The 19,333-nt window shown below is 55.2% G+C and carries 18 protein-coding genes; 13 read left to right on the top strand and 5 right to left on the bottom strand.

Annotated features, from left to right (window positions below; genetic code table 11):
- Positions 1–106: 106 nt before the first annotated feature.
- Positions 107–1,414, top strand: coding sequence for an MFS transporter (locus SIK69_RS03720; RefSeq protein ID WP_319785432.1), 1,308 nt, complete (start codon positions 107–109; stop codon positions 1,412–1,414).
- An 11-nt stretch (positions 1,415–1,425) separates the two neighbouring features.
- Entirely contained in the window at positions 1,426–2,214 is a 789-nt protein-coding gene (locus SIK69_RS03715; protein WP_319785431.1) for a substrate-binding domain-containing protein, read from the top strand.
- Here SIK69_RS03715 and SIK69_RS03710 read toward each other — a convergent pair.
- Positions 2,192–3,085: a LysR family transcriptional regulator gene (locus SIK69_RS03710; protein ID WP_319785430.1), complete on the bottom strand. Its 894-nt coding sequence runs from the start codon at positions 3,083–3,085 to the stop codon at positions 2,192–2,194. The two genes, SIK69_RS03715 and SIK69_RS03710, sit on opposite strands and share 23 nt — an antisense overlap.
- A gap of 177 nt (positions 3,086–3,262) precedes the next feature.
- On the opposite strand from SIK69_RS03710, the gene malZ reads away from it, so the two are divergent.
- From malZ to SIK69_RS03690, 4 genes are all read left to right on the top strand, one after another.
- A complete protein-coding gene (malZ, locus tag SIK69_RS03705) occupies positions 3,263–5,080 on the top strand; it encodes a maltodextrin glucosidase (protein ID WP_319785429.1) in 1,818 nt (605 codons plus the stop codon).
- 200 nt (positions 5,081–5,280) lie between these two features.
- Entirely contained in the window at positions 5,281–5,922 is a 642-nt protein-coding gene (locus tag SIK69_RS03700) for a hydrolase (RefSeq protein ID WP_319626673.1), read from the top strand.
- A gap of 53 nt (positions 5,923–5,975) precedes the next feature.
- Positions 5,976–6,521, top strand: a complete 546-nt coding sequence (locus SIK69_RS03695) for an antibiotic biosynthesis monooxygenase (RefSeq protein WP_319626674.1) — start codon at positions 5,976–5,978, stop codon at positions 6,519–6,521.
- Positions 6,522–6,541: 20 nt separating this feature from the next.
- A complete protein-coding gene (locus SIK69_RS03690) occupies positions 6,542–8,410 on the top strand; it encodes an amidohydrolase (RefSeq protein ID WP_319785428.1) in 1,869 nt (622 codons plus the stop codon).
- A 62-nt stretch (positions 8,411–8,472) separates the two neighbouring features.
- Here SIK69_RS03690 and SIK69_RS03685 read toward each other — a convergent pair whose 3' ends face one another.
- Together SIK69_RS03685 and acpH are read right to left on the bottom strand one after the other, a co-directional pair.
- Complete coding sequence (locus SIK69_RS03685; protein WP_319626676.1) at positions 8,473–9,075, bottom strand: peroxiredoxin C; 603 nt, start codon at positions 9,073–9,075, stop codon at positions 8,473–8,475.
- 168 nt (positions 9,076–9,243) lie between these two features.
- Positions 9,244–9,825, bottom strand: coding sequence for an ACP phosphodiesterase (acpH, locus tag SIK69_RS03680; RefSeq protein ID WP_319785427.1), 582 nt, complete (start codon positions 9,823–9,825; stop codon positions 9,244–9,246).
- A 94-nt stretch (positions 9,826–9,919) separates the two neighbouring features.
- Between acpH and queA the strand changes: the two genes are divergently transcribed.
- From queA to SIK69_RS03650, 6 genes are all read left to right on the top strand, one after another.
- A complete protein-coding gene (gene queA, locus SIK69_RS03675) occupies positions 9,920–10,990 on the top strand; it encodes a tRNA preQ1(34) S-adenosylmethionine ribosyltransferase-isomerase QueA (RefSeq protein WP_319626971.1) in 1,071 nt (356 codons plus the stop codon).
- Positions 10,991–11,044: 54 nt separating this feature from the next.
- Positions 11,045–12,172 carry a tRNA guanosine(34) transglycosylase Tgt gene (gene tgt / locus SIK69_RS03670; RefSeq protein WP_319626678.1) on the top strand — a complete coding sequence of 376 codons (1,128 nt, stop codon included), beginning with the start codon at positions 11,045–11,047 and terminating at the stop codon, positions 12,170–12,172.
- A 22-nt stretch (positions 12,173–12,194) separates the two neighbouring features.
- On the top strand, positions 12,195–12,527 hold the full coding sequence (yajC, locus tag SIK69_RS03665) for a preprotein translocase subunit YajC (protein WP_097161468.1): 333 nt from the start codon (positions 12,195–12,197) through the stop codon (positions 12,525–12,527).
- 27 nt (positions 12,528–12,554) lie between these two features.
- Positions 12,555–14,402, top strand: a complete 1,848-nt coding sequence (gene secD, locus SIK69_RS03660; protein ID WP_319626679.1) for a protein translocase subunit SecD — start codon at positions 12,555–12,557, stop codon at positions 14,400–14,402.
- A gap of 10 nt (positions 14,403–14,412) precedes the next feature.
- On the top strand, positions 14,413–15,384 hold the full coding sequence (gene secF, locus SIK69_RS03655) for a protein translocase subunit SecF (RefSeq protein ID WP_319626680.1): 972 nt from the start codon (positions 14,413–14,415) through the stop codon (positions 15,382–15,384).
- Between the two features lie 111 nt (positions 15,385–15,495).
- Positions 15,496–16,890, top strand: coding sequence for a M24 family metallopeptidase (locus SIK69_RS03650; RefSeq protein ID WP_319785426.1), 1,395 nt, complete (start codon positions 15,496–15,498; stop codon positions 16,888–16,890).
- 102 nt (positions 16,891–16,992) lie between these two features.
- On the opposite strand, the gene SIK69_RS03645 is transcribed toward SIK69_RS03650, so the two are convergent.
- Together SIK69_RS03645 and SIK69_RS03640 are read right to left on the bottom strand one after the other, a co-directional pair.
- A complete protein-coding gene (locus tag SIK69_RS03645) occupies positions 16,993–17,889 on the bottom strand; it encodes a nucleoside-specific channel-forming protein Tsx (RefSeq protein WP_319626682.1) in 897 nt (298 codons plus the stop codon).
- Positions 17,890–18,195: 306 nt separating this feature from the next.
- Positions 18,196–18,738 carry a SadB/YajI family lipoprotein gene (locus SIK69_RS03640; RefSeq protein ID WP_319626683.1) on the bottom strand — a complete coding sequence of 181 codons (543 nt, stop codon included), beginning with the start codon at positions 18,736–18,738 and terminating at the stop codon, positions 18,196–18,198.
- Positions 18,739–18,881: 143 nt separating this feature from the next.
- On the opposite strand from SIK69_RS03640, the gene nrdR reads away from it, so the two are divergent.
- Positions 18,882–19,331: a transcriptional regulator NrdR gene (nrdR, locus tag SIK69_RS03635; protein ID WP_110511511.1), complete on the top strand. Its 450-nt coding sequence runs from the start codon at positions 18,882–18,884 to the stop codon at positions 19,329–19,331.
- The last annotated feature ends 2 nt before the right edge of the window (positions 19,332–19,333 follow it).

The raw sequence follows: 19,333 nt of genomic DNA, 5'->3' as shown, positions 1-19,333 counted from the left end.
ATGAATAGATGCGGGAAATGCACTTATGCGCGAGCAAGAGATAGCGCACTCTCATGGTTGATTAAAAGTTAAATATGTTAATTTTTTATTGATTACGGAGGGCGAGATGCCTGTAACTGCTGATAACTCACTGTTCCGTGCGAAGGCCCTGGCGATTTTGCGCGTCACCTCGGGAAACTTCCTCGAGCAGTTCGATTTCTTCCTGTTCGGTTTTTATGCCACCTACATCGCCCACACCTTTTTTCCGGCGGAGAGCGAGTTTGCCTCGCTGATGCTGACGTTTGCGGTATTCGGCGCGGGATTTTTAATGCGTCCAATTGGTGCGGTGGTGCTGGGGGCGTGGATCGATAAAGTCGGGCGTCGTCGCGGACTGATTGTGACGCTGTCGATTATGGCGGCGGGCACTTTTATGATTGTGCTAATCCCGGGCTATGAAACGATTGGCCTGTGGGCACCGTTCCTGGTGCTGTGCGGACGGCTGTTGCAGGGCTTCTCCGCCGGGGCGGAACTGGGTGGGGTATCGGTGTATCTGGCGGAAATTGCTACCCCGGGCCGCAAAGGGTTCTACACCAGTTGGCAGTCCGGCAGCCAGCAAGTGTCGATTGTGGTTGCGGCATCGCTGGGTTATTTACTCAACGAATTTATGGGGACCGAGGCGCTACAGGCCTGGGGATGGCGGATCCCGTTCGTGGTTGGCTGCCTGATCGTGCCATTTATTTTTGTCCTGCGTCGTCAGTTAACGGAAACGGAAGCCTTTGCGACCCGCAAGGAGCATCTGCCGCTGAACCAGGCGCTGAAAAGCCTGTGGGCCAACTGGCGCGTGGTGGTGGCCGGTATGCTCATGGTGGCAATGACCACCACGGCGTTCTATCTGATAACCGTTTACGCGCCAACCTTTGGCAAAAAAGTGCTGCTGTTAAGCGCCTCTGACAGCCTGCTGGTCACCCTGCTGGTCGCCATTTCAAACTTCATTTGGTTGCCGATTGGCGGTGCTATCTCAGACCGCTTTGGCCGCAAACCGGTGCTGGTGGCGATGACGCTGCTGGCAATTGTCACCAGTTGGCCCGCGCTTACCGTGCTCGCCCATGCGCCGAGCTTCGGCATGATGCTGGCGGTTCTGCTGTGGCTGTCGTTTATCTATGGCTTGTATAACGGGGCGATGATCCCGGCGCTGACTGAAATTATGCCAGCCGAAGTGCGAGTGGCAGGTTTTTCCCTGGCATACAGCCTGGCGACCGCCCTCTTTGGCGGCTTCACGCCAGCGATCTCCACCGCCCTGATACAGTTTACCGGCGATAAAGCGGCCCCCGGTTACTGGATGAGCTTCGCGGCAATCTGCGCCCTGCTTGCCACGCTGTATCTCTATCACCGTGCGTCCAGCCATAGCTGGAACACCCATAACTCATTCAATTAAGGCACAGCATAATGAATCGACTGACGCTATGGGTCGCGGTGGCGCTGGCGGGAAACGCCAGCCTGACGGTCAATGCTACTGAGATAACGGTAATGATTTCCGGCGGTTTTTCGGCTGCGCTGGATAAACTTGCCCCGCAGTACGAGGCCGCAACCGGCGATACGGTACGCATCATTCATGGCCCGTCGATGGGGAATTCCCGGGAGGCGATTCCTCGCCGACTGGCGGAGGGACAGGCGGCGGATGCGGTAATCATGGTGGGCTATGCGCTGGATAAGCTCCAGCAGGCAGGAAAAATTGCGCCGGAAAGCCGGACGGAATTAGCGGATTCGCGGATTGGAATGGTGGTCCGCGAAGGCGCGGAGAAACCGGATATCAGCACCGTCGAGGCCCTGAAAGCCACATTGCTCCACGCCAGGTCGATCGCTTATTCCGACAGCGCCAGCGGGCGCTACGTGCAGACGAAACTATTTAGTCAGTTAGGCATTGCCGATTCGGTACAGCAGAAGGCCAAAATGATCGAAAAAATTCCCGTCGCCTCGGTGGTAGCGAAAGGTGATTTTGCCGTGGGGTTTCAGCAGGTGAGTGAACTGCTCCCGGTCAACGGCGCTGAGTTTGTGGGGCGCATTCCTGAATCTGTGCAGTATGTCACCCGTTTTGCCGGGGCTGCCGTGGCGGGGTCTGCGCATCAGGCTGACGCCCGACGGCTATTGAGCTATCTGGCCTCGCCGCAGGTGCAGGCCACGATCCGTGAGACCGGTCTGGATACCTTAACCGCTACGGCAGAAACAGCCCGGTAATGATCGTCTCCAGCTCGCTTGCCAGCGGCGAGAGGCTAACACCCGCTTTTTTGATCAATCCGACCTGACGTTTAATAACCGGGTCGGTCAACGGCTTGAGCACCAGCGAAGCATGCCCGCCTTCAGGGAACGCCATGGATGGCACGGCGGCAACCCCCAGCCCAGCTTCAACCATTCCAATCATAGTGGTCACGTGACGCGTTTCACACACCGCCGGGCGTCGTACGGGGATATCGACCAGGGCCTGATCGAGCAAATGCCGGTTGCCAGAAGATTTATTGAGCCAGATATAATCGGCGTTAAAAAAGTCCTGCCAGCTCAGCGAGGGAAGCTGCGCGAAAGGGTGGTCCTGGTGACAGACCAGTTGATAGGTCTCGTCCACTAGCGGCATAAACGTCAGGTCAGATTCGGCGCTGGAGAGAAAGCTGAGGCCAAAATCGGCTTGTCGGTTATGCACAGCGGAATAGACGTTCCCGGCGCTGGTATCCACCAGTTTGATGCGTGCTTTGGCAAACCGACGGCGGAACTGGGCGATCACTTTGGGCATAAAGTAATAGGCGGCAGAAGGGATGCAGGCCACGGTCACAATGCCGCTGCCATAAAACATCTGGTCACTGATCCCGCTTAGCGCATCGTCAAAATCGTTCAGTAGCTGCTGGGCTCTAGGGGCAAACGTCCGGCCTACCTGGGTCAGCGTCACGCTGCGGGTGGTGCGGTCGAACAGGCGCACGCCCAGCGCCGACTCCAGTTTTTCAATTCGGCGACTGAGCGCCGACTGCGAAATGCAAATCGCCTCCGCCGCGAAGCGAAAGCTGCCGTGTTCGCATAACGCGGTAAAGGCGTAGAGATCCTGTAAATCGAAATTAGGCACTGCGCGTCTCTTCTGTCGCAACGGATATAACAACTGAGTAACAACAGTGTATCGTAAATTTGTGTCAATCTGGAGTGCTCATCCCCCGACATCCTCCCCGAATTAACGTCATAATGATGAGTCGAACGCAGCCTGACTGTGGCATGGTGACCGCATTTTGAACAAAGGGGAATGACGATGTTGAAGGCATGGCATCTTCCTGTTGCACCGTTCCTGAAACAGCAGCAGGACCAACTGGCGATTACGCTGTGGCTGAGCGGTGAAACGCCGCCGCTGCGGGTAACGCTGCGGGCGGAAGAAGATAATGAGGAAATTACGCTGCCGATGCATCGTCTGCGCAGCGAACCGTCCCCGGGCATCACCGCCTGGCGAGCGGAAATCGATTTAAGCAGCGGTCAGTCACGCCGCCGTTATAGCTTCAAACTGCTATGGGAAAACCGCCAGAGCTGGTTTACGCCGCAGGGATTTAGCCGTTTTCCCCCCGCGCGTCTGGAGCAGTTTGCGGTTGACGTGCCCGATGACGGCCCGCAGTGGGTTGCCGATCAGGTGTTTTACCAGATTTTCCCCGACCGCTTTGCCCGTACCGAACCGCGTAGCGCCGAGCAGGATAATGTCTATTATCACCACGCCGCCGGGCGCGACATTGTGCTGCGTGACTGGGATGAACCACTTACCGCCGAAGCGGGCGGATCGACATTCTACGGCGGTGACCTCGATGGGATCAGTGAAAAGCTGCCGTACCTGAAAACGCTCGGCGTGACCGCGCTGTATCTCAACCCGGTGTTTGTCGCCCCGAGCGTGCATAAATACGACACAGAAGATTATCGTCACGTCGATCCGCAGTTTGGCGGCGATCAGGCCTTGCTGCGCCTACGCCACAATACGCGTCGGGAGGGCATGCGGCTGGTGCTCGACGGGGTGTTCAACCACAGCGGTGATTCGCACGCCTGGTTCGATCGACACAATCGCGGCACCGATGGCGCGTGTCACAATCCGTCCTCACACTGGCGGGACTGGTACAGTTTCTCCGAAGAAGGGCAGGCGCTGGACTGGCTCGGCTATGCCAGCCTGCCGAAGCTGGATTTCAGCTCGGAAACGTTGATGAATGAAGTATATCGCGGCGAAGACAGCATTGTGCGCCACTGGCTGAAAGCGCCATGGGACATGGATGGCTGGCGGCTCGACGTGGTGCATATGCTGGGGGAAGCCGGCGGGGCACGCAATAATCTGCAGCACATTACCGGCATAACCAAAGCGGCAAAAGAGACGCAGCCGGAAGCTTATATTCTTGGTGAGCATTTCGGGGATGCGCGCCAGTGGCTACAGGCCGATGCGGAAGACGCGGCGATGAACTATCGTGGTTTCACCTTCCCACTGTGGGGCTTCCTCGCCAACACCGATATTTCTTACGATCCACAGATGATCGACGCCCGGACCTGTATGGCGTGGATGGATAACTACCGCGCCAGCCTGTCACATCAGCAGCAGCTGCGGATGTTCAATCAGCTCGACAGTCACGATACCGCTCGCTTTAAATCGCTGCTGGGCAAAGACGTGGCACGGTTGCCGCTGGCGGTCGTCTGGCTGTTTACCTGGCCCGGCGTGCCGTGCATTTATTACGGTGATGAAGTGGGGCTGGACGGCAATAACGATCCGTTCTGCCGGAAACCGTTCCCGTGGAACAAAGCGCAGCAGGATCTGGATTTGCTGGCGCTGTATCAGCGGATGACCAAACTGCGCCACCGGACGCAGGCCTTGCGCCACGGCGGCTGTCAGGTGATTTATGCCGAAGATAACGTGGTAGTGTTTGTCCGGGTGCTGAAACAGCAGCGGGTGCTGGTGGCTATAAATCGGGGCGACGCGTGCGAAGTGGTGCTCGATGCGTCTCCGCTGTTGGCGGTCAAAGAGTGGCAGCTCAAAGAAGGTAAAGGCACGTTGCAGGATGATGTGCTGACGCTGCCTGCCATTTCTGCCAGCGTGTGGTTCGGCAATTAATTCTGGTTTGCGGCGGGCCGTTAACGCCTGCCGCAAAATAAAAACCGTGTCGTTCGGTTAATTTCAATAGAGCGAACAAATATCTTTAATATCCCTGTCGTCAATCCTCGCTATACTCAATTTGCTTTATCAATTCGGGCCCGATCGCATATAGCACGCAAAGAAATATCCCTTTAACACATTGATTGTAAGGTGTATTCATGTCTATTCGTGAACTGATTGACCCTCAAAATTCTACGCTTATTTTTATCGATCATCAGCCGCAAATGTCTTTCGGCGTGGCGAATATTGACCGCCAGACGCTGAAAAATAATACCGTGGCACTCGCCAAAGCCGGGAAAATATTTAATGTACCGGTGATTTATACCTCGGTAGAAACTAAAAGTTTTAGCGGATATATCTGGCCCGAACTGCTGGCGGTGCATCCGGATGTCAAACCGATTGAACGCACCTCAATGAACTCCTGGGAAGATGAAGCCTTCGTGAAGGCGGTGAAAGCTACCGGGCGTAAAAAACTCATCATTTCTGCACTGTGGACTGAAGTCTGTCTGACGTTCCCCGCGTTAATGGCGCTGGATGAAGGCTTTGAGGTCTATGTGGTGACCGACACATCAGGCGGGACCTCAGTCGATGCCCACGAACGTGCGATCGACCGAATGGTGCAGGCAGGCGCAGTGCCGGTCACCTGGCAGCAGGTATTGCTTGAGTACCAGCGCGACTGGTCGCGCAAAGGCACCTACGACGCGGTGATGGACCTGGTACGCGAACACAGCGGCGCGTATGGCATGGGGGTCGATTACGCCTACACCTTGGTACACGGTGCGCCTGAACGTAAAGCGTAACGCTGGCGGCGGGCGTTCGCCCGCCTGTTTGCACTAGCAGGAACCTTTTCACCATGACCCAACAAAAACATGTGACGTTGGTTATCACCCATGCACTGCGGCCTGAAAACGGCGCGGCCTATGAAGCGTGGCTCGGCAAAATAATGCCAGTGGCCGCGGAGTATCCGGGCCATCTCGGGGCGAATGTGATTCGCCCCGTCGACGGGCAAGGAATGTGGAATATCGTCATCCGCTTTGACACCCTCGAACATCTTTACGGTTGGACCCAGTCGGAAACCCGCCAGCGGTTAGTGGATGAGATTACGCCGCTGCTGGCTGAGGGCGATCGTACTGAAGTGCGTACCGAGGCCGCGTTTTGGTTTACGCCGCCTGCACCCCATCTACGTCAACCCAAGCGCTGGAAGCAGTTTCTGATAACCCTGCTGGTGATATTCCCGAGTACTAACCTGGTGCCTCACATCACGGGAGCGCTGCTGCCGACTCTGAAAGGTTCTTTGATACTGCATCTGATCAACGATGCCTGCGTAGTGGCGTTGGTCGTCTGGTTCTGGATGCCCATCGTTACCCGAATTTTCGCTGGCTGGCTTAAAAAAGCCTGAGCCAGTTTGAGGAGTTCTCTATGTCTCAACATGCCACACTGATCCTGACCCACGGAGATATTCATACCCTTGACCGACACACTCCCCTGGCGGAAGCGGTGGCGATCGCCGAGGGTAAGATCCTCGCCACCGGCAGCCATGAGCAGATCATGCGTTATGCCACTGACGGAACGCAGATCGTCGATCTCAAAGGGCATACGGCGATCCCGGGCCTAAACGATTCGCACCTGCACTTGATTCGTGGCGGTCTGAACTACAACCTGGAACTGCGCTGGGAAGGTGTACCTTCGGTTGCTGATGCGCTGCGAATGCTGAAGGATCAGGCCGACAGGACACCGTCCCCGCAGTGGGTTCGCGTCGTTGGCGGCTGGAGTGAGTTTCAGTTTGCCGAACGGCGAATGCCGACCCTTGAAGAGCTGAACGATGCCGCGCCGGACACGCCGGTATTTGTGCTGCATCTGTACGATCGCGCCCTGTTAAACCGCGCGGCGCTAAAGGCGGTGGGGTACACCAAAGAGACACCCGATCCGGCCGGAGGCGAAATTGTGCGTGATAAAAACGGCAATCCGACCGGGATGCTGGTGGCCAAACCGAACGCGATGATCCTCTATTCGACGCTGGCGAAGGGGCCAAAGCTGCCGCTGGAGATGCAGATCAATTCGACCCGTCAGTTTATGCGAGAGTTGAACCGACTTGGCCTGACCAGCGCCATTGATGCCGGGGGCGGTTTCCAGAACTACCCGGAAGATTATCAGGTGATTGATGAGCTGCACGCCAAAGGCCAAATGACGGTACGCATTGCTTATAACCTGTTTACCCAGCGACCGAAACAGGAACTCGACGACTTCGAACGCTGGACCGACATGCTCAAGCCGGGGCAGGGTACCGATTTTTATCGCGCCAACGGTGCCGGGGAAATGCTGGTGTTTTCGGCGGCGGATTTCGAAGATTTCCTCCAGCCACGTCCGGACTTGCCGCAGGGAATGGAGGATGAGCTTGAGCGGGTGGTACGCCATCTGGCGGAACACCGCTGGCCGTTCCGCCTGCATGCCACCTATGACGAGTCCATCAGTCGGATGCTCGACGTGTTCGAGAAGGTGAACCGCGAGATCCCGTTCAATGGCCTGCACTGGTTCTTCGATCATGCGGAAACCATCACTGAGCGTAATATCGAAAGAGTGAAAGCGCTGGGCGGCGGGATCGCAGTGCAGCACCGAATGGCGTTTCAGGGGGAATATTTTGTTGATCGCTATGGCAAAGATGCGGTGAAACACACCCCGCCGGTGGCAAAAATGCTCGAGATGGAAGTGCCGGTAGGCTTGGGAACCGATGCCACACGCGTGGCAAGTTATAACCCATGGACCGCGCTGTACTGGCTGGTATCCGGGCGCACCGTGGGCGGCATGGCAATGTATGACGACGATAATCGTCTGCCGCGCGACGTGGCGCTGGAGTTGTGGACGGCGGGCAGCGCGTGGTTCTCCAGTGAACAGGGTAAAAAAGGGCGCATCGAGGCGGGACAATTGGCGGATATTGCGGTGCTATCAAAAGATTATTTCCGCGTACCGGAAGAGGAGATCAAAGGCATTGAATCGGTGCTGACGATCGTTGACGGCAAAGTAGTGTACGCCGCCGGGCATTTCAGTCCGCTGGCACCGCCGACGATCCCGATTGTACCGGACTGGTCGCCAGTGGTTAACGTGCCGGGGCATTACCGTTCTGCTCCACCGGTGGCGGCAAAAGTTGGCGCTGTGGTGCAGATGCATCAGTGCGGTGGCAGCTGCGGGGTACACGGTCATCAGCATGATGTTGCGCGCAAATCGACCATTCCGGTTTCAGACGACCAGGCGTTTTGGGGCGTGCTGGGCTGTTCGTGTTTTGCGTTTTAAGCGCGAGAGAAAAACAAAAAAGGCTCGCGATGCGAGCCTTTTCTCAAACTAACGTCTGCTGATTACAGCTTGGTGACGTTTTCGGTCAGGTATTTAGCCACGCCCGCAGGAGATGCGTTCATGCCTTCTTTCCCTTTTTCCCACTGAGCTGGGCACACTTCGCCGTGCTCTTCGTGGAACTGCAGCGCGTCAACCATGCGCAGCATTTCGTCGATGTTACGACCCAGCGGCAGATCGTTAACGACCTGGTGACGAACGATGCCGTTAGCGTCGATCAGGAACGAACCACGCAGAGCCACACCAGCGTCTGGATGTTCGATGCCGTAAGCCTGTTGGATCTCACGTTTGATGTCCGCAACCATCGCGTATTTCACTTCACCGATGCCGCCTTTGTCGACAGGGGTGTTACGCCATGCGTTATGAACAAACTCAGAGTCGAAAGAAACGCCAACCACTTCAACGCCACGTTTCTGGAATTCTTCGTAACGCTTGTCGAATGCGATCAGTTCAGACGGGCATACGAAGGTGAAGTCCATCGGCCAGAAGAAAAGAACGGTTGGTTTGCCGTTGGTGTGCTGTTTGAAGTTGAAGTTATCAACGATTTCGCCGTTACCCAGGACAGCAGCAGCGGTAAAATCAGGAGCAGGACGAGTTACCAGAACCATGAGGTTCTCCTCTAATTATATAAGGTTAATGGAACGCAACGCGGGCCAGTATAGGGAGAGGAAGCAGGTGACTCAATGAGAAGCTGACAATCGCTGAGACAGGTTTTACCTATCAATTATTATGTTCCAACGGTTTCAGCATAATCAATTTGTGATAAAGCGCAAGTTTTACAGCTCCCGGGCCTTCGCCTGAGCCATCATACGCGGGTAGAAGGCCCAGAACGAGTTTTCCAGTTTTTCATAATGTGTATCGAGATCCTGCCAGGAGTCTCGCAGCGCGTCGAGGCGCGGGCGGCGGTTGGCCATGCCGTTTAATACGTTCTGAATGAAATCCATCTCGCGGTAGCGTTCGAGCCAGCGCTCAGACCACAAATAGTCATTGAGATTGACGAAGCGCGGCGGCGAGTCGGGCAAAATCACCGTCACCTGAGCCTGCGCGTAACGCACGAATTCCGGCAGGGACATCTCGGGAGACAGCTTTTCCCAATGCCGGGAGAGAAAATGATCCCACATCACGTCGAGAGTGATCGGCGCGACGCGGCGCGTTTCCGGGCGAAACCACCCCTTTGCCAGCTTAACTTCCGGCAGGTTATCGGTCAGCACATCGACCCGGCGATGCATGTGGATCCCGCTGACAACCTCTGGGGCATAATCGTCTTCCGGGTTACCGCGCACAAAATCGGCCAGCAAATTGCCGGACAGCGAGCTGTTGGCGAGGTGTGCGAGGTGCAGGTGAGCGAGAAAATTCATGATTTGCTTTATCCGTAATTAAGGCTTACCGGTTGCAGCCAAAGCGGCCTGCCACTAGACTACCCGCCTCTTTATTATGTCTCGAGTTACCGTCATGCGCGTCGCCGATTTTTCTTTTGAACTGCCTGAATCCCTGATTGCCCACTATCCACAGCCGGAGCGCAGTGGTTGCCGCTTACTGTCACTGGATGGGCCAACGGGTGCGCTGACGCACGGTACTTTCACCGATCTGCTCGACAAGCTCAACCCTGGCGATCTGCTGGTCTTTAACAATACCCGCGTGATCCCGGCGCGCCTGTTTGGTCGCAAAGCCAGCGGCGGCAAGATTGAAGTGCTGGTTGAGCGTATGCTCGATGATAAACGTATTCTGGCACATATTCGCGCGTCTAAAGCGCCGAAGCCGGGCGCGGAGCTGTTGCTCGGCGACGATGAAAGCATCAATGCCACGATGGTGGCGCGCCACGATGCGCTGTTTGAAGTGCAGTTTAACGACGCGCGTCCGGTGCTGGATATTCTGAACGCCATCGGACACATGCCCCTGCCGCCCTACATTGACCGTCCGGATGAAGACGCCGACCGCGAGTTGTATCAGACCGTTTACAGCCAGAAGCCGGGAGCGGTCGCCGCCCCGACGGCAGGTCTGCATTTTGACGAACCGCTGCTGGCGAAGTTGCGTGAAAAGGGCATTGAAATGGCGTTCGTGACGCTGCACGTGGGCGCGGGCACTTTCCAGCCGGTGCGTGTTGATACTATCGAAGATCACATCATGCACTCCGAATATGCTGAAGTGCCGCAGGATGTGGTTGATGCGGTGTTGGCGGCAAAAGCCCGTGGAAGCAAAGTGGTTGCGGTGGGCACCACCTCCGTCCGCTCGCTGGAAAGCGCGGCCCAGGCGGCGAAAACCGACCTGATTGAGCCGTTCTTCGGGGATACGCAAATCTTCATTTACCCAGGTTATCAATACAAAGTGATTGATGCGCTGGTGACCAACTTCCATCTGCCGGAGTCGACGCTGATCATGCTGGTGTCCGCTTTTGCCGGTTATCGGAACACCATGAACGCTTATAAGTCTGCGGTAGAACAAAAATATCGCTTTTTTAGCTACGGCGATGCCATGTTCATCACGTACAATCCGTCGGCGATTCAAGAACGCGTTGGGGAATAAGCTCCGCGGCGCAGGGTTTACACGTCAGACTGTCTTTCTGACGCAGGAGTAATAATGAAATTTGAACTGGATACAACCGACGGACGCGCACGCCGTGGCCGCCTGGTGTTTGATCGTGGCGTTGTAGAAACGCCTGCTTTTATGCCTGTCGGTACCTACGGCACCGTGAAAGGCATGACGCCGGAAGAAGTTGAAGCGACCGGCGCACAGATTATCCTCGGCAACACCTTCCACCTGTGGCTGCGCCCGGGTCAGGAAATCATGAAGCTGCACGGCGATCTCCACGATTTTATGCAGTGGAAAGGGCCGATTCTCACCGATTCCGGCGGTTTCCAGGTGTTCAGTCTCGGTGACATTCGTAAAATCACCGAAGCAGGCGTTCACTTCCGCAACCCGATCAACGGCGATCCGATTTTCCTCGATCCAGAAAAATCGATGGAAATTCAGTACGATCTCGGCTCCGATATCGTGATGATCTTCGATGAGTGTACGCCGTACCCGGCGGACTGGGATTACGCTAAGCGCTCGATGGAAATGTCGCTGCGCTGGGCGAAACGCAGCCGCGATCGTTTTGATTCTCTGAATAATAAGAACGCGCTGTTCGGCATTATTCAGGGTAGCGTTTACGAAGATTTACGTGATATCTCGGTCAAAGGTCTGGTAGAGATTGGCTTTGATGGCTACGCTGTCGGCGGCCTGGCTGTAGGGGAACCGAAGGAAGACATGCACCGAATTCTGGAGCATGTGTGTCCGCAGATCCCTGCAGACAAACCGCGATACCTGATGGGCGTGGGTAAACCAGAAGACCTGGTGGAAGGCGTACGTCGCGGTATCGACATGTTCGACTGTGTGATGCCAACGCGTAACGCCCGTAACGGTCACCTGTTCGTGACCGACGGCGTGGTAAAAATCCGTAACGCGAAGCATAAAAGCGACACCAGCACACTCGACGCCGAGTGTGATTGCTATACCTGTCGTCACTATTCACGTGCTTATTTGCATCATCTCGATCGTTGCAATGAAATATTGGGCGCGCGTCTCAATACCATCCATAATCTTCGCTACTATCAGCGCTTAATGGCGGGTTTACGCAAGGCTATCGAAGAGGGTAAATTAGAGAGCTTTGTGACGGAGTTTTACCAACGTCAGGGTCGATCTGTTCCACCGTTGAACGTTGATTAATTTTAATAATGAGGGAAATTCAATGAGCTTTTTTATTTCTGATGCGGTAGCCGCTACGGGTGCACCGGGACAAAGCAGCCCGATGTCTCTGATCCTGATGCTGGTGGTGTTCGGTCTGATTTTCTATTTCATGATCCTGCGTCCACAGCAGAAGCGCACCAAAGAGCATAAAAAGCTGATGGACTCCATCGCTAAAGGTGATGAAGTGCTGACTAACGGTGGCCTGGTGGGTCGCGTAACCAAAGTAGCTGAAGCTGGCTACATTGCTATCGCCCTGAACGACACCACCGAAGTGGTCATTAAACGTGACTTCGTAGCTGCCGTTCTGCCGAAAGGCACGATGAAGGCGCTGTAATCTACTGTTTTCCCAAAGGGAACTGCCGTGTTAAACCGTTATCCTTTGTGGAAGTACATTATGCTGGTCGTCGTGATTATCGTCGGCCTGCTTTACGCACTTCCCAACCTGTATGGTGAGGATCCGGCTGTTCAAATCACTGGCGCGCGCGGCGTCGCCGCCAGTGAGCAAACGCTGATCCAGGTCCAGAACACCTTAAAAGAAGAAAAAATTACCGCTAAGTCTGTGGCGCTGGAAGAGGGCGCAATTCTTGCTCGCTTCGACTCCACTGACATCCAGCTGCGCGCGCGCGAAGCGCTAATGAGCGTGCTGGGTGACAAGTTTGTCGTGGCGTTAAACCTTGCTCCGGCAACCCCGCGCTGGTTATCCGCTATTTCCGCAGAGCCGATGAAACTCGGTCTTGACCTGCGTGGCGGCGTACACTTCCTGATGGAAGTGGATATGGACACCGCGCTCGGTAAATTGCAGGAACAGAATATTGATGGCCTGCGCAGCGATCTGCGTGAGAAAGGCATCGCCTACACTACCGTTCGTAAAGAAGATAACTATGGTCTGAGCATTACGTTCCGCGACGATGCGGCCCGTAACCAGGCGATTGATTATCTGACTCCGCGTCATCGCGATTTGGTTATCTCTAAGCAGGGCAGCAACCAGCTGCGTGCGGTGATGACCGATGCGCGTCTGAACGAAGCGCGTGAGTATGCCGTACAGCAGAACATCAACATCCTGCGTAACCGTGTAAACCAGCTTGGCGTGGCAGAACCTCTGGTTCAGCGTCAGGGTGCCGACCGCATCGTGGTTGAGCTGCCGGGTATTCAGGACACCGCACGTGCGAAAGAGATTCTGGGCGCGACCGCGACCCTGGAATTCCGTCTGGTGAACACCACCGTCGATCAGTCCGCTGCCGCCTCTGGTCGCGTTCCGGGCGATTCCGAAGTGAAAGATACCCGTGAAGGCCAGCCGGTTGTGCTGTACAAGCGCGTTATCCTGACCGGGGACCATATCACCGACTCCACTTCGAGCCAGGACGAATACAACCAGCCGCAGGTTAACATCTCGCTTGATAGCGCGGGTGGCAACATTATGTCTAACTTCACCAAGGACAACATCGGTAAACCGATGGCGACCCTGTTCGTGGAGTACAAAGACAGCGGTAAGAAAGATGCGAAAGGCCGTTCCATCCTGGTGAAAGAGGAAGAGGTGATTAACATCGCCAACATCCAGTCTCGCCTCGGTAACAGCTTCCGTATCACCGGGATCAGTAACCCGAACGAAGCGCGCCAGCTGTCGCTGCTGCTGCGTGCCGGTGCGCTGATCGCCCCGATTCAGATTGTTGAAGAACGTACTATCGGCCCAACCCTGGGTATGCAGAATATTCAGCAGGGTCTGGAAGCGTGTCTGGCCGGTCTGGCTATCTCCATCATCTTCATGATCTTCTTCTATAAGAAGTTCGGTCTGATCGCGACCTCTGCGCTGGTGGCGAACCTGGTACTGATCGTCGGTATCATGTCGCTGTTGCCGGGGGCCACGCTGACCATGCCGGGGATTGCGGGGATCGTGTTAACCCTTGCGGTTGCGGTTGACGCCAACGTACTGATTAACGAGCGTATTAAGGAAGAAATCAGTAACGGACGTACCATTCAGCAGGCGATTGACGAAGGTTATCGCGGCGCGTTCAGCTCAATTTTCGATGCGAACGTCACCACGCTGATTAAAGTTATCATCCTGTACGCGGTCGGTACTGGCGCTATCAAAGGCTTCGCCATCACTACCGGTATCGGTGTGGCGACTTCCATGTTTACCGCGATCGTCGGCACCCGTGCCATCGTAAACCTGTTGTACGGCGGCAAACGCATCAACAAGCTGTCTATCTGAGGAGTGCGTTGTGGCACAGGAATATACTGTTGAACAATTAAACTACGGCCGTAAAGTCCATGACTTTATGCGCTGGGACTACTGGGCCTTTGGCATTTCAGGCCTGCTGCTGGTGGCATCCATCATCATCATCGGCGTCCGTGGTTTTAACTGGGGCCTGGATTTCACCGGCGGTACCGTCATTGAAATCAGCCTCGAAAAACCGGCCGACATGGACCAGATGCGTGACGCACTGGAAAAAGCAGGCTTCGCCGATCCGCTGTTGCAGAACTTCGGTAGCAGCCGCGACATCATGGTGCGTATGCCACCGGCCAAAGGGGAAACCGGCGGTCAGGAACTGGGCAGCAAGGTGCTGAGCGTCATCAACGAGACCACCAACCAGCACGCTGCGGTTAAGCGTATTGAGTTTGTTGGGCCGAGCGTGGGTGCAGACCTGGCGACCAACGGCGCAATGGCGCTGCTGGTGGCGCTGATTTCGATCCTCGTGTACGTCGGTTTCCGCTTCGAGTGGCGACTGGCGGCGGGTGTCGTTATCTCGCTGGCGCACGACGTGGTGATTACCATGGGCATTCTGTCGCTGTTCCAGATTGAGGTTGACCTGACTATCGTCGCGTCGCTGATGTCGGTAATTGGTTACTCGCTGAACGACAGCATCGTGGTCTCGGACCGTATTCGTGAAAACTTCCGCAAAATTCGTCGCGGTACGCCTTACGAAATCTTTAACGTCTCCCTGACCCAGACGCTGCACCGTACGTTGATCACCTCGGGCACCACGTTGATGGTTATCCTGATGCTGTTCCTGTTCGGTGGCGCGATGCTGAAAGGCTTCTCGCTGACGATGCTGATCGGTGTTTCCATCGGTACCGCGTCGTCCATCTACGTAGCTTCCGCGCTGGCGCTGAAGCTTGGGATGAAACGCGAACACCTGATCCAGCAGAAAGTTGAGAAAGAGGGCGCTGACCAGCCTTCGATTCTGCCGTAAGGTCAGTTCTGCAAAATCAAATCCCGGTCATGTGGCCGGGATTTTTTTTATGCCAAATTCCGGCGATTCCGGTAGGGTGAACGGACACTCTGTTTAAAGGACACTACAGAAATGACAACCCCGCAACCCGTCTCACTCAAGACGATGCCCCAGCCGCCGTGCTGGACGGACATTCCTTCGGTCACGCTGACTGATGCCACGCTTGCCGAGCGCAAAGCGCGGCTGCTGGACCGGATGCACCAGCAGGGTATCGACACCCTGATTGTGTATGCCGATAAAGAGCATGGCGGGAATTTCGAGTATCTGACCGGGTTTATTCCCCGCTTTGAAGAAGCGCTGCTGGTGCTGCATCTTGACGGTGAAGCGGGGCTGGTGCTTGGCAATGAAAACCTCAAACTGGCCCCGCACGCGCGACTGAAAAACCGGGTGCTGCACGCGCCGTGGTTCTCGTTACCCAATCAGCCGATGGATAACCCCCAGTCACTGCCCGAAATTTTGCAGACGGCAGGCATCACGGGCGGAAAAACTCTCGGCCTGGCGGGCTGGAAGCTATTTACCGGTGCGAACGACAACACCCGACAGATGTTCGACATCCCGTCGTTTATCGTCGACGCTATCCGAGATGCCGCCCCGGGGGCTGAATTGCGCAATGCGACGGGAGTGTTTATTTCTCCCGCTTCTGGCGCGCGCGTTATCAATAATGCTAATGAACTGGCGCATTATGAATACGGGGCCAATCTGGCATCGACGGCTATTCTCCGCGCACTGAATGCCGTTGCGCCGGGCAAAACGGAAAAGCAGATTGCCAGCCTGCTGGCGGCGGACGGTCAGCCGAATAACGTGGTGATGATTGCCGCCACCGGGGAGCGCTTCGCCGATGCGAATCTCTATCCCGGCGATAAAACGGTGCAGCTGGGGGATAAGTTTTCTCTGACCACCAGTTATAAAGGCGGGTTGAGCAGCCGGGGCGCTTACGTGGTTGAATCTGCGGCACAGTTACCCGACGCGGTCAGCGATTATCTTGAAGTGGTGGCTATCCCCTATTTCCGTGCGGTGGTGGCGTGGCTGGAAAACATTCGCCCAGGAATGACCGGCGGCGAACTGTATCAGCTGATCGAAGGCGTGTTACCGAAGGTGGACTATCACTGGCATCTGAATCCAGGGCATCTGGTGGCGGATGAAGAGTGGCTGTGCTCCCCGGTGTCAGCCGATTCCGCGATCCCACTTGCCAGCGGGATGCTGCTGCAAATTGATATCATTCCTTCCCGACCCGGCTACGGCGGAGCGAGCATCGAAGATACGGTAGCGCTGGCGGATGAGGTGTTGCGCGCACAACTTGCTGCGGATTATCCGCAACTGTGGGCACGAGTTCAGGCGAGAAGGGCGTTTATTGAACATGAAGTGGGCATTCGATTGCCGGAATGCGTGCTGCCGTTTTCCAATACCGTGGGATATTTGAGGCCGTGGTTGCTGGACCCTACGAGTGCGTTGTCGTGTAAGCCGTAAATCGTAAATGCCCGGTGGCGCTCACGCTTACCAGGCCTACGAAAACCATCACGTAGGCCCGGCAAGCCTGCGCCGCCGGGCTTTATCGCTTAACGCTGATTATCAGAAGTTATAACCGACAACCAGGTAGCCACCCCAACCGGTAGAGCGGACGCTGAAATCACCGTCGCCGAAGTTCAGGCTTGCGTCGTCATTCCACTGACCACCGTTGTGCCAGTAACGTGCGACTACCGAGTAGTGCCAGTGATCGTAGTTCAGCGCCAGGATGTGGCTGGATGCGATGGAATTATTGGTACGCGCTTTCTTACCATTCAGGTCGCGGAAATCTTCGTTACCGAGATCTGAACCCCAGTCAAAGTTAGTGAAGCCGATATAGCTCAGCTGGCCGCCCCACAGTTGGGTGATCGGCACAAAGTATTTCACCTTGAAGCGGTAACCGTCCCACTCGTTTTCGTTCGCTGCACCGTAGTTCTGCCACTGGTATTTTGCATATACGTTCAGAGACAGACTCATTGGCAGACCGGTATCAATATCGGTACCCAGACCCATGTACCAGGTGCTTTGCTTGCTGGCATCGTTGCCATGCGCACCCATGTCATAGATGTAGTTGTTCGCGAAGTACCACTCTTTGAACGGACCGAAGGCCAGGCTGGTGCCGGTCAGCTTATCAATGGAAAAACGTGGCTCAATTTCCATAAACATGCGTGAACCGTCATCCCAGATACCGGTGTCGTTACCATTACCCGCACCGAAGGTTTTTGGGATATCGATATAGCCGTAGAAGTCGAACCAATCTTTCTTGGCAAACGCTTCATATTCCAGGTAAACGTCATTATTGATTTTCGGCCCAAAACGGGTGTGGTAGCTGCCTACCACGTTGACGCTCTGGTGCCACCAGTCAGAGACATACTCTGGTTTGCTGTTGTCTTCAGCTGCACCTGCCGTGAAAGACGTGGAAAGCGCGAGCACTGCACCGGCTGCAAGTAATGTTTTTTTCATAATAATGCCACTTTTTGAAATCCCTTTCGGGGAGTGAAAAAAAACGCTGGGGCGTTTCTAAATGTAACTGTTTTCTGCGAGGCCTATTATAAGAATCATTGCTCACAAAAATATGTGGTGTTTCACAATTCTCTCAAGTACGTAATCGATTGCGTTCACGTTTGCGCACTTTGACGGCGGGGATTGTACGGATTATCGCGGATGTTTCCAGGGTTTTCTGAAAAACAGAAAGGATTGCTGTCGGTGTCGAAGGGGGAGCGAAAAGAAGAAATAGCCGGATAACAGACGCTATCCGGCGACAAAGGGTTACTGCGTATTCACAGGCTGAATGTCATGTATGCGAACAAAGACCGGTTGTTTCGGATCGCTGCCGCTCAACTGGAGCGGAATATCCACATCGCTCGGTGCCAGAAGGCTAGCCGGGGCATTGATCAGCTGATTTTTGACGTTCACTTCCTGGTAGCTGTCGGTGGTGCCCTGAATCAGACCCCATTCCACGGTGCCACTGAACGCCGGGAGCGGATCGTTGGATTCGCCTTGAATACGCAGCGTAGCACGCATGCCGTCAGCATTTTGCGCGATATTCATCAGCGACATCCGCAGGGTGCCAATCTGGCTTTCCAGACGCGCCGGAGTATTGGAGCCCGGTAACAGGTAAACGCCGCTGGCCGATTTGGCATTCAGTGCGTTTTGCTGGGTAATTTTTACCGTTTCCTGATTAAGCTTGGTCATATCCTGATTCAGCGCGCTGACGCTCTGCTGCATCTGGTGGACTTCACGTTGCTGTGCGCAGGCGCTCAGGGTAAACAGGCTTCCCAGCGCCAGAAGTCGAAGTAAACGTCGTGTCATCGTTAGGGTTCCTTACGGTATTCTGTCGAGAGTAATGGTAGCAGTATCGTTCGGGTTGCCATCGGGGCTTTGTCTCAAAATGACGCAGCTGGGTGGCTCGTGGTAAAATAGGAAAATGTGATTATTCATCGTCAGGACGCGCCATGCATTGCCCATTTTGTTTAGCCGTAGATACCAAAGTGATCGACTCCCGTCTGGTCGGGGAAGGCTCTTCTGTACGCCGCCGCCGTCAGTGCCTGGTGTGTAATGAACGTTTTACCACTTTCGAAGTGGCAGAACTGGTGATGCCGCGGGTGGTGAAAAGCAACGACGTTCGCGAACCGTTCAATGAAGACAAATTGCGCAGCGGTTTACAGAAAGCGCTGGAAAAGCGCCCTGTCAGCTCTGATGATGTCGAAATGGCGGTGAACCATATTAAATCGCAACTGCGGGCTACCGGCGAACGCGAAGTGCCGAGCAAACAAATTGGCAACCTGGTGATGGAGCAGCTCAAAAAACTCGATAAAGTGGCCTATATCCGCTTTGCTTCCGTCTATCGCAGCTTCGAAGACATTAAAGAGTTTGGCGAAGAAATCGCCCGCTTACAGGACTGATA

The organism is Scandinavium lactucae (assembly GCF_033843265.1).
Lineage (GTDB): Bacteria > Pseudomonadota > Gammaproteobacteria > Enterobacterales > Enterobacteriaceae > Scandinavium > Scandinavium lactucae.
Note: the sequence above shows the minus strand (reverse complement) of the source record. Positions and strands in the feature narration are given on the sequence as shown.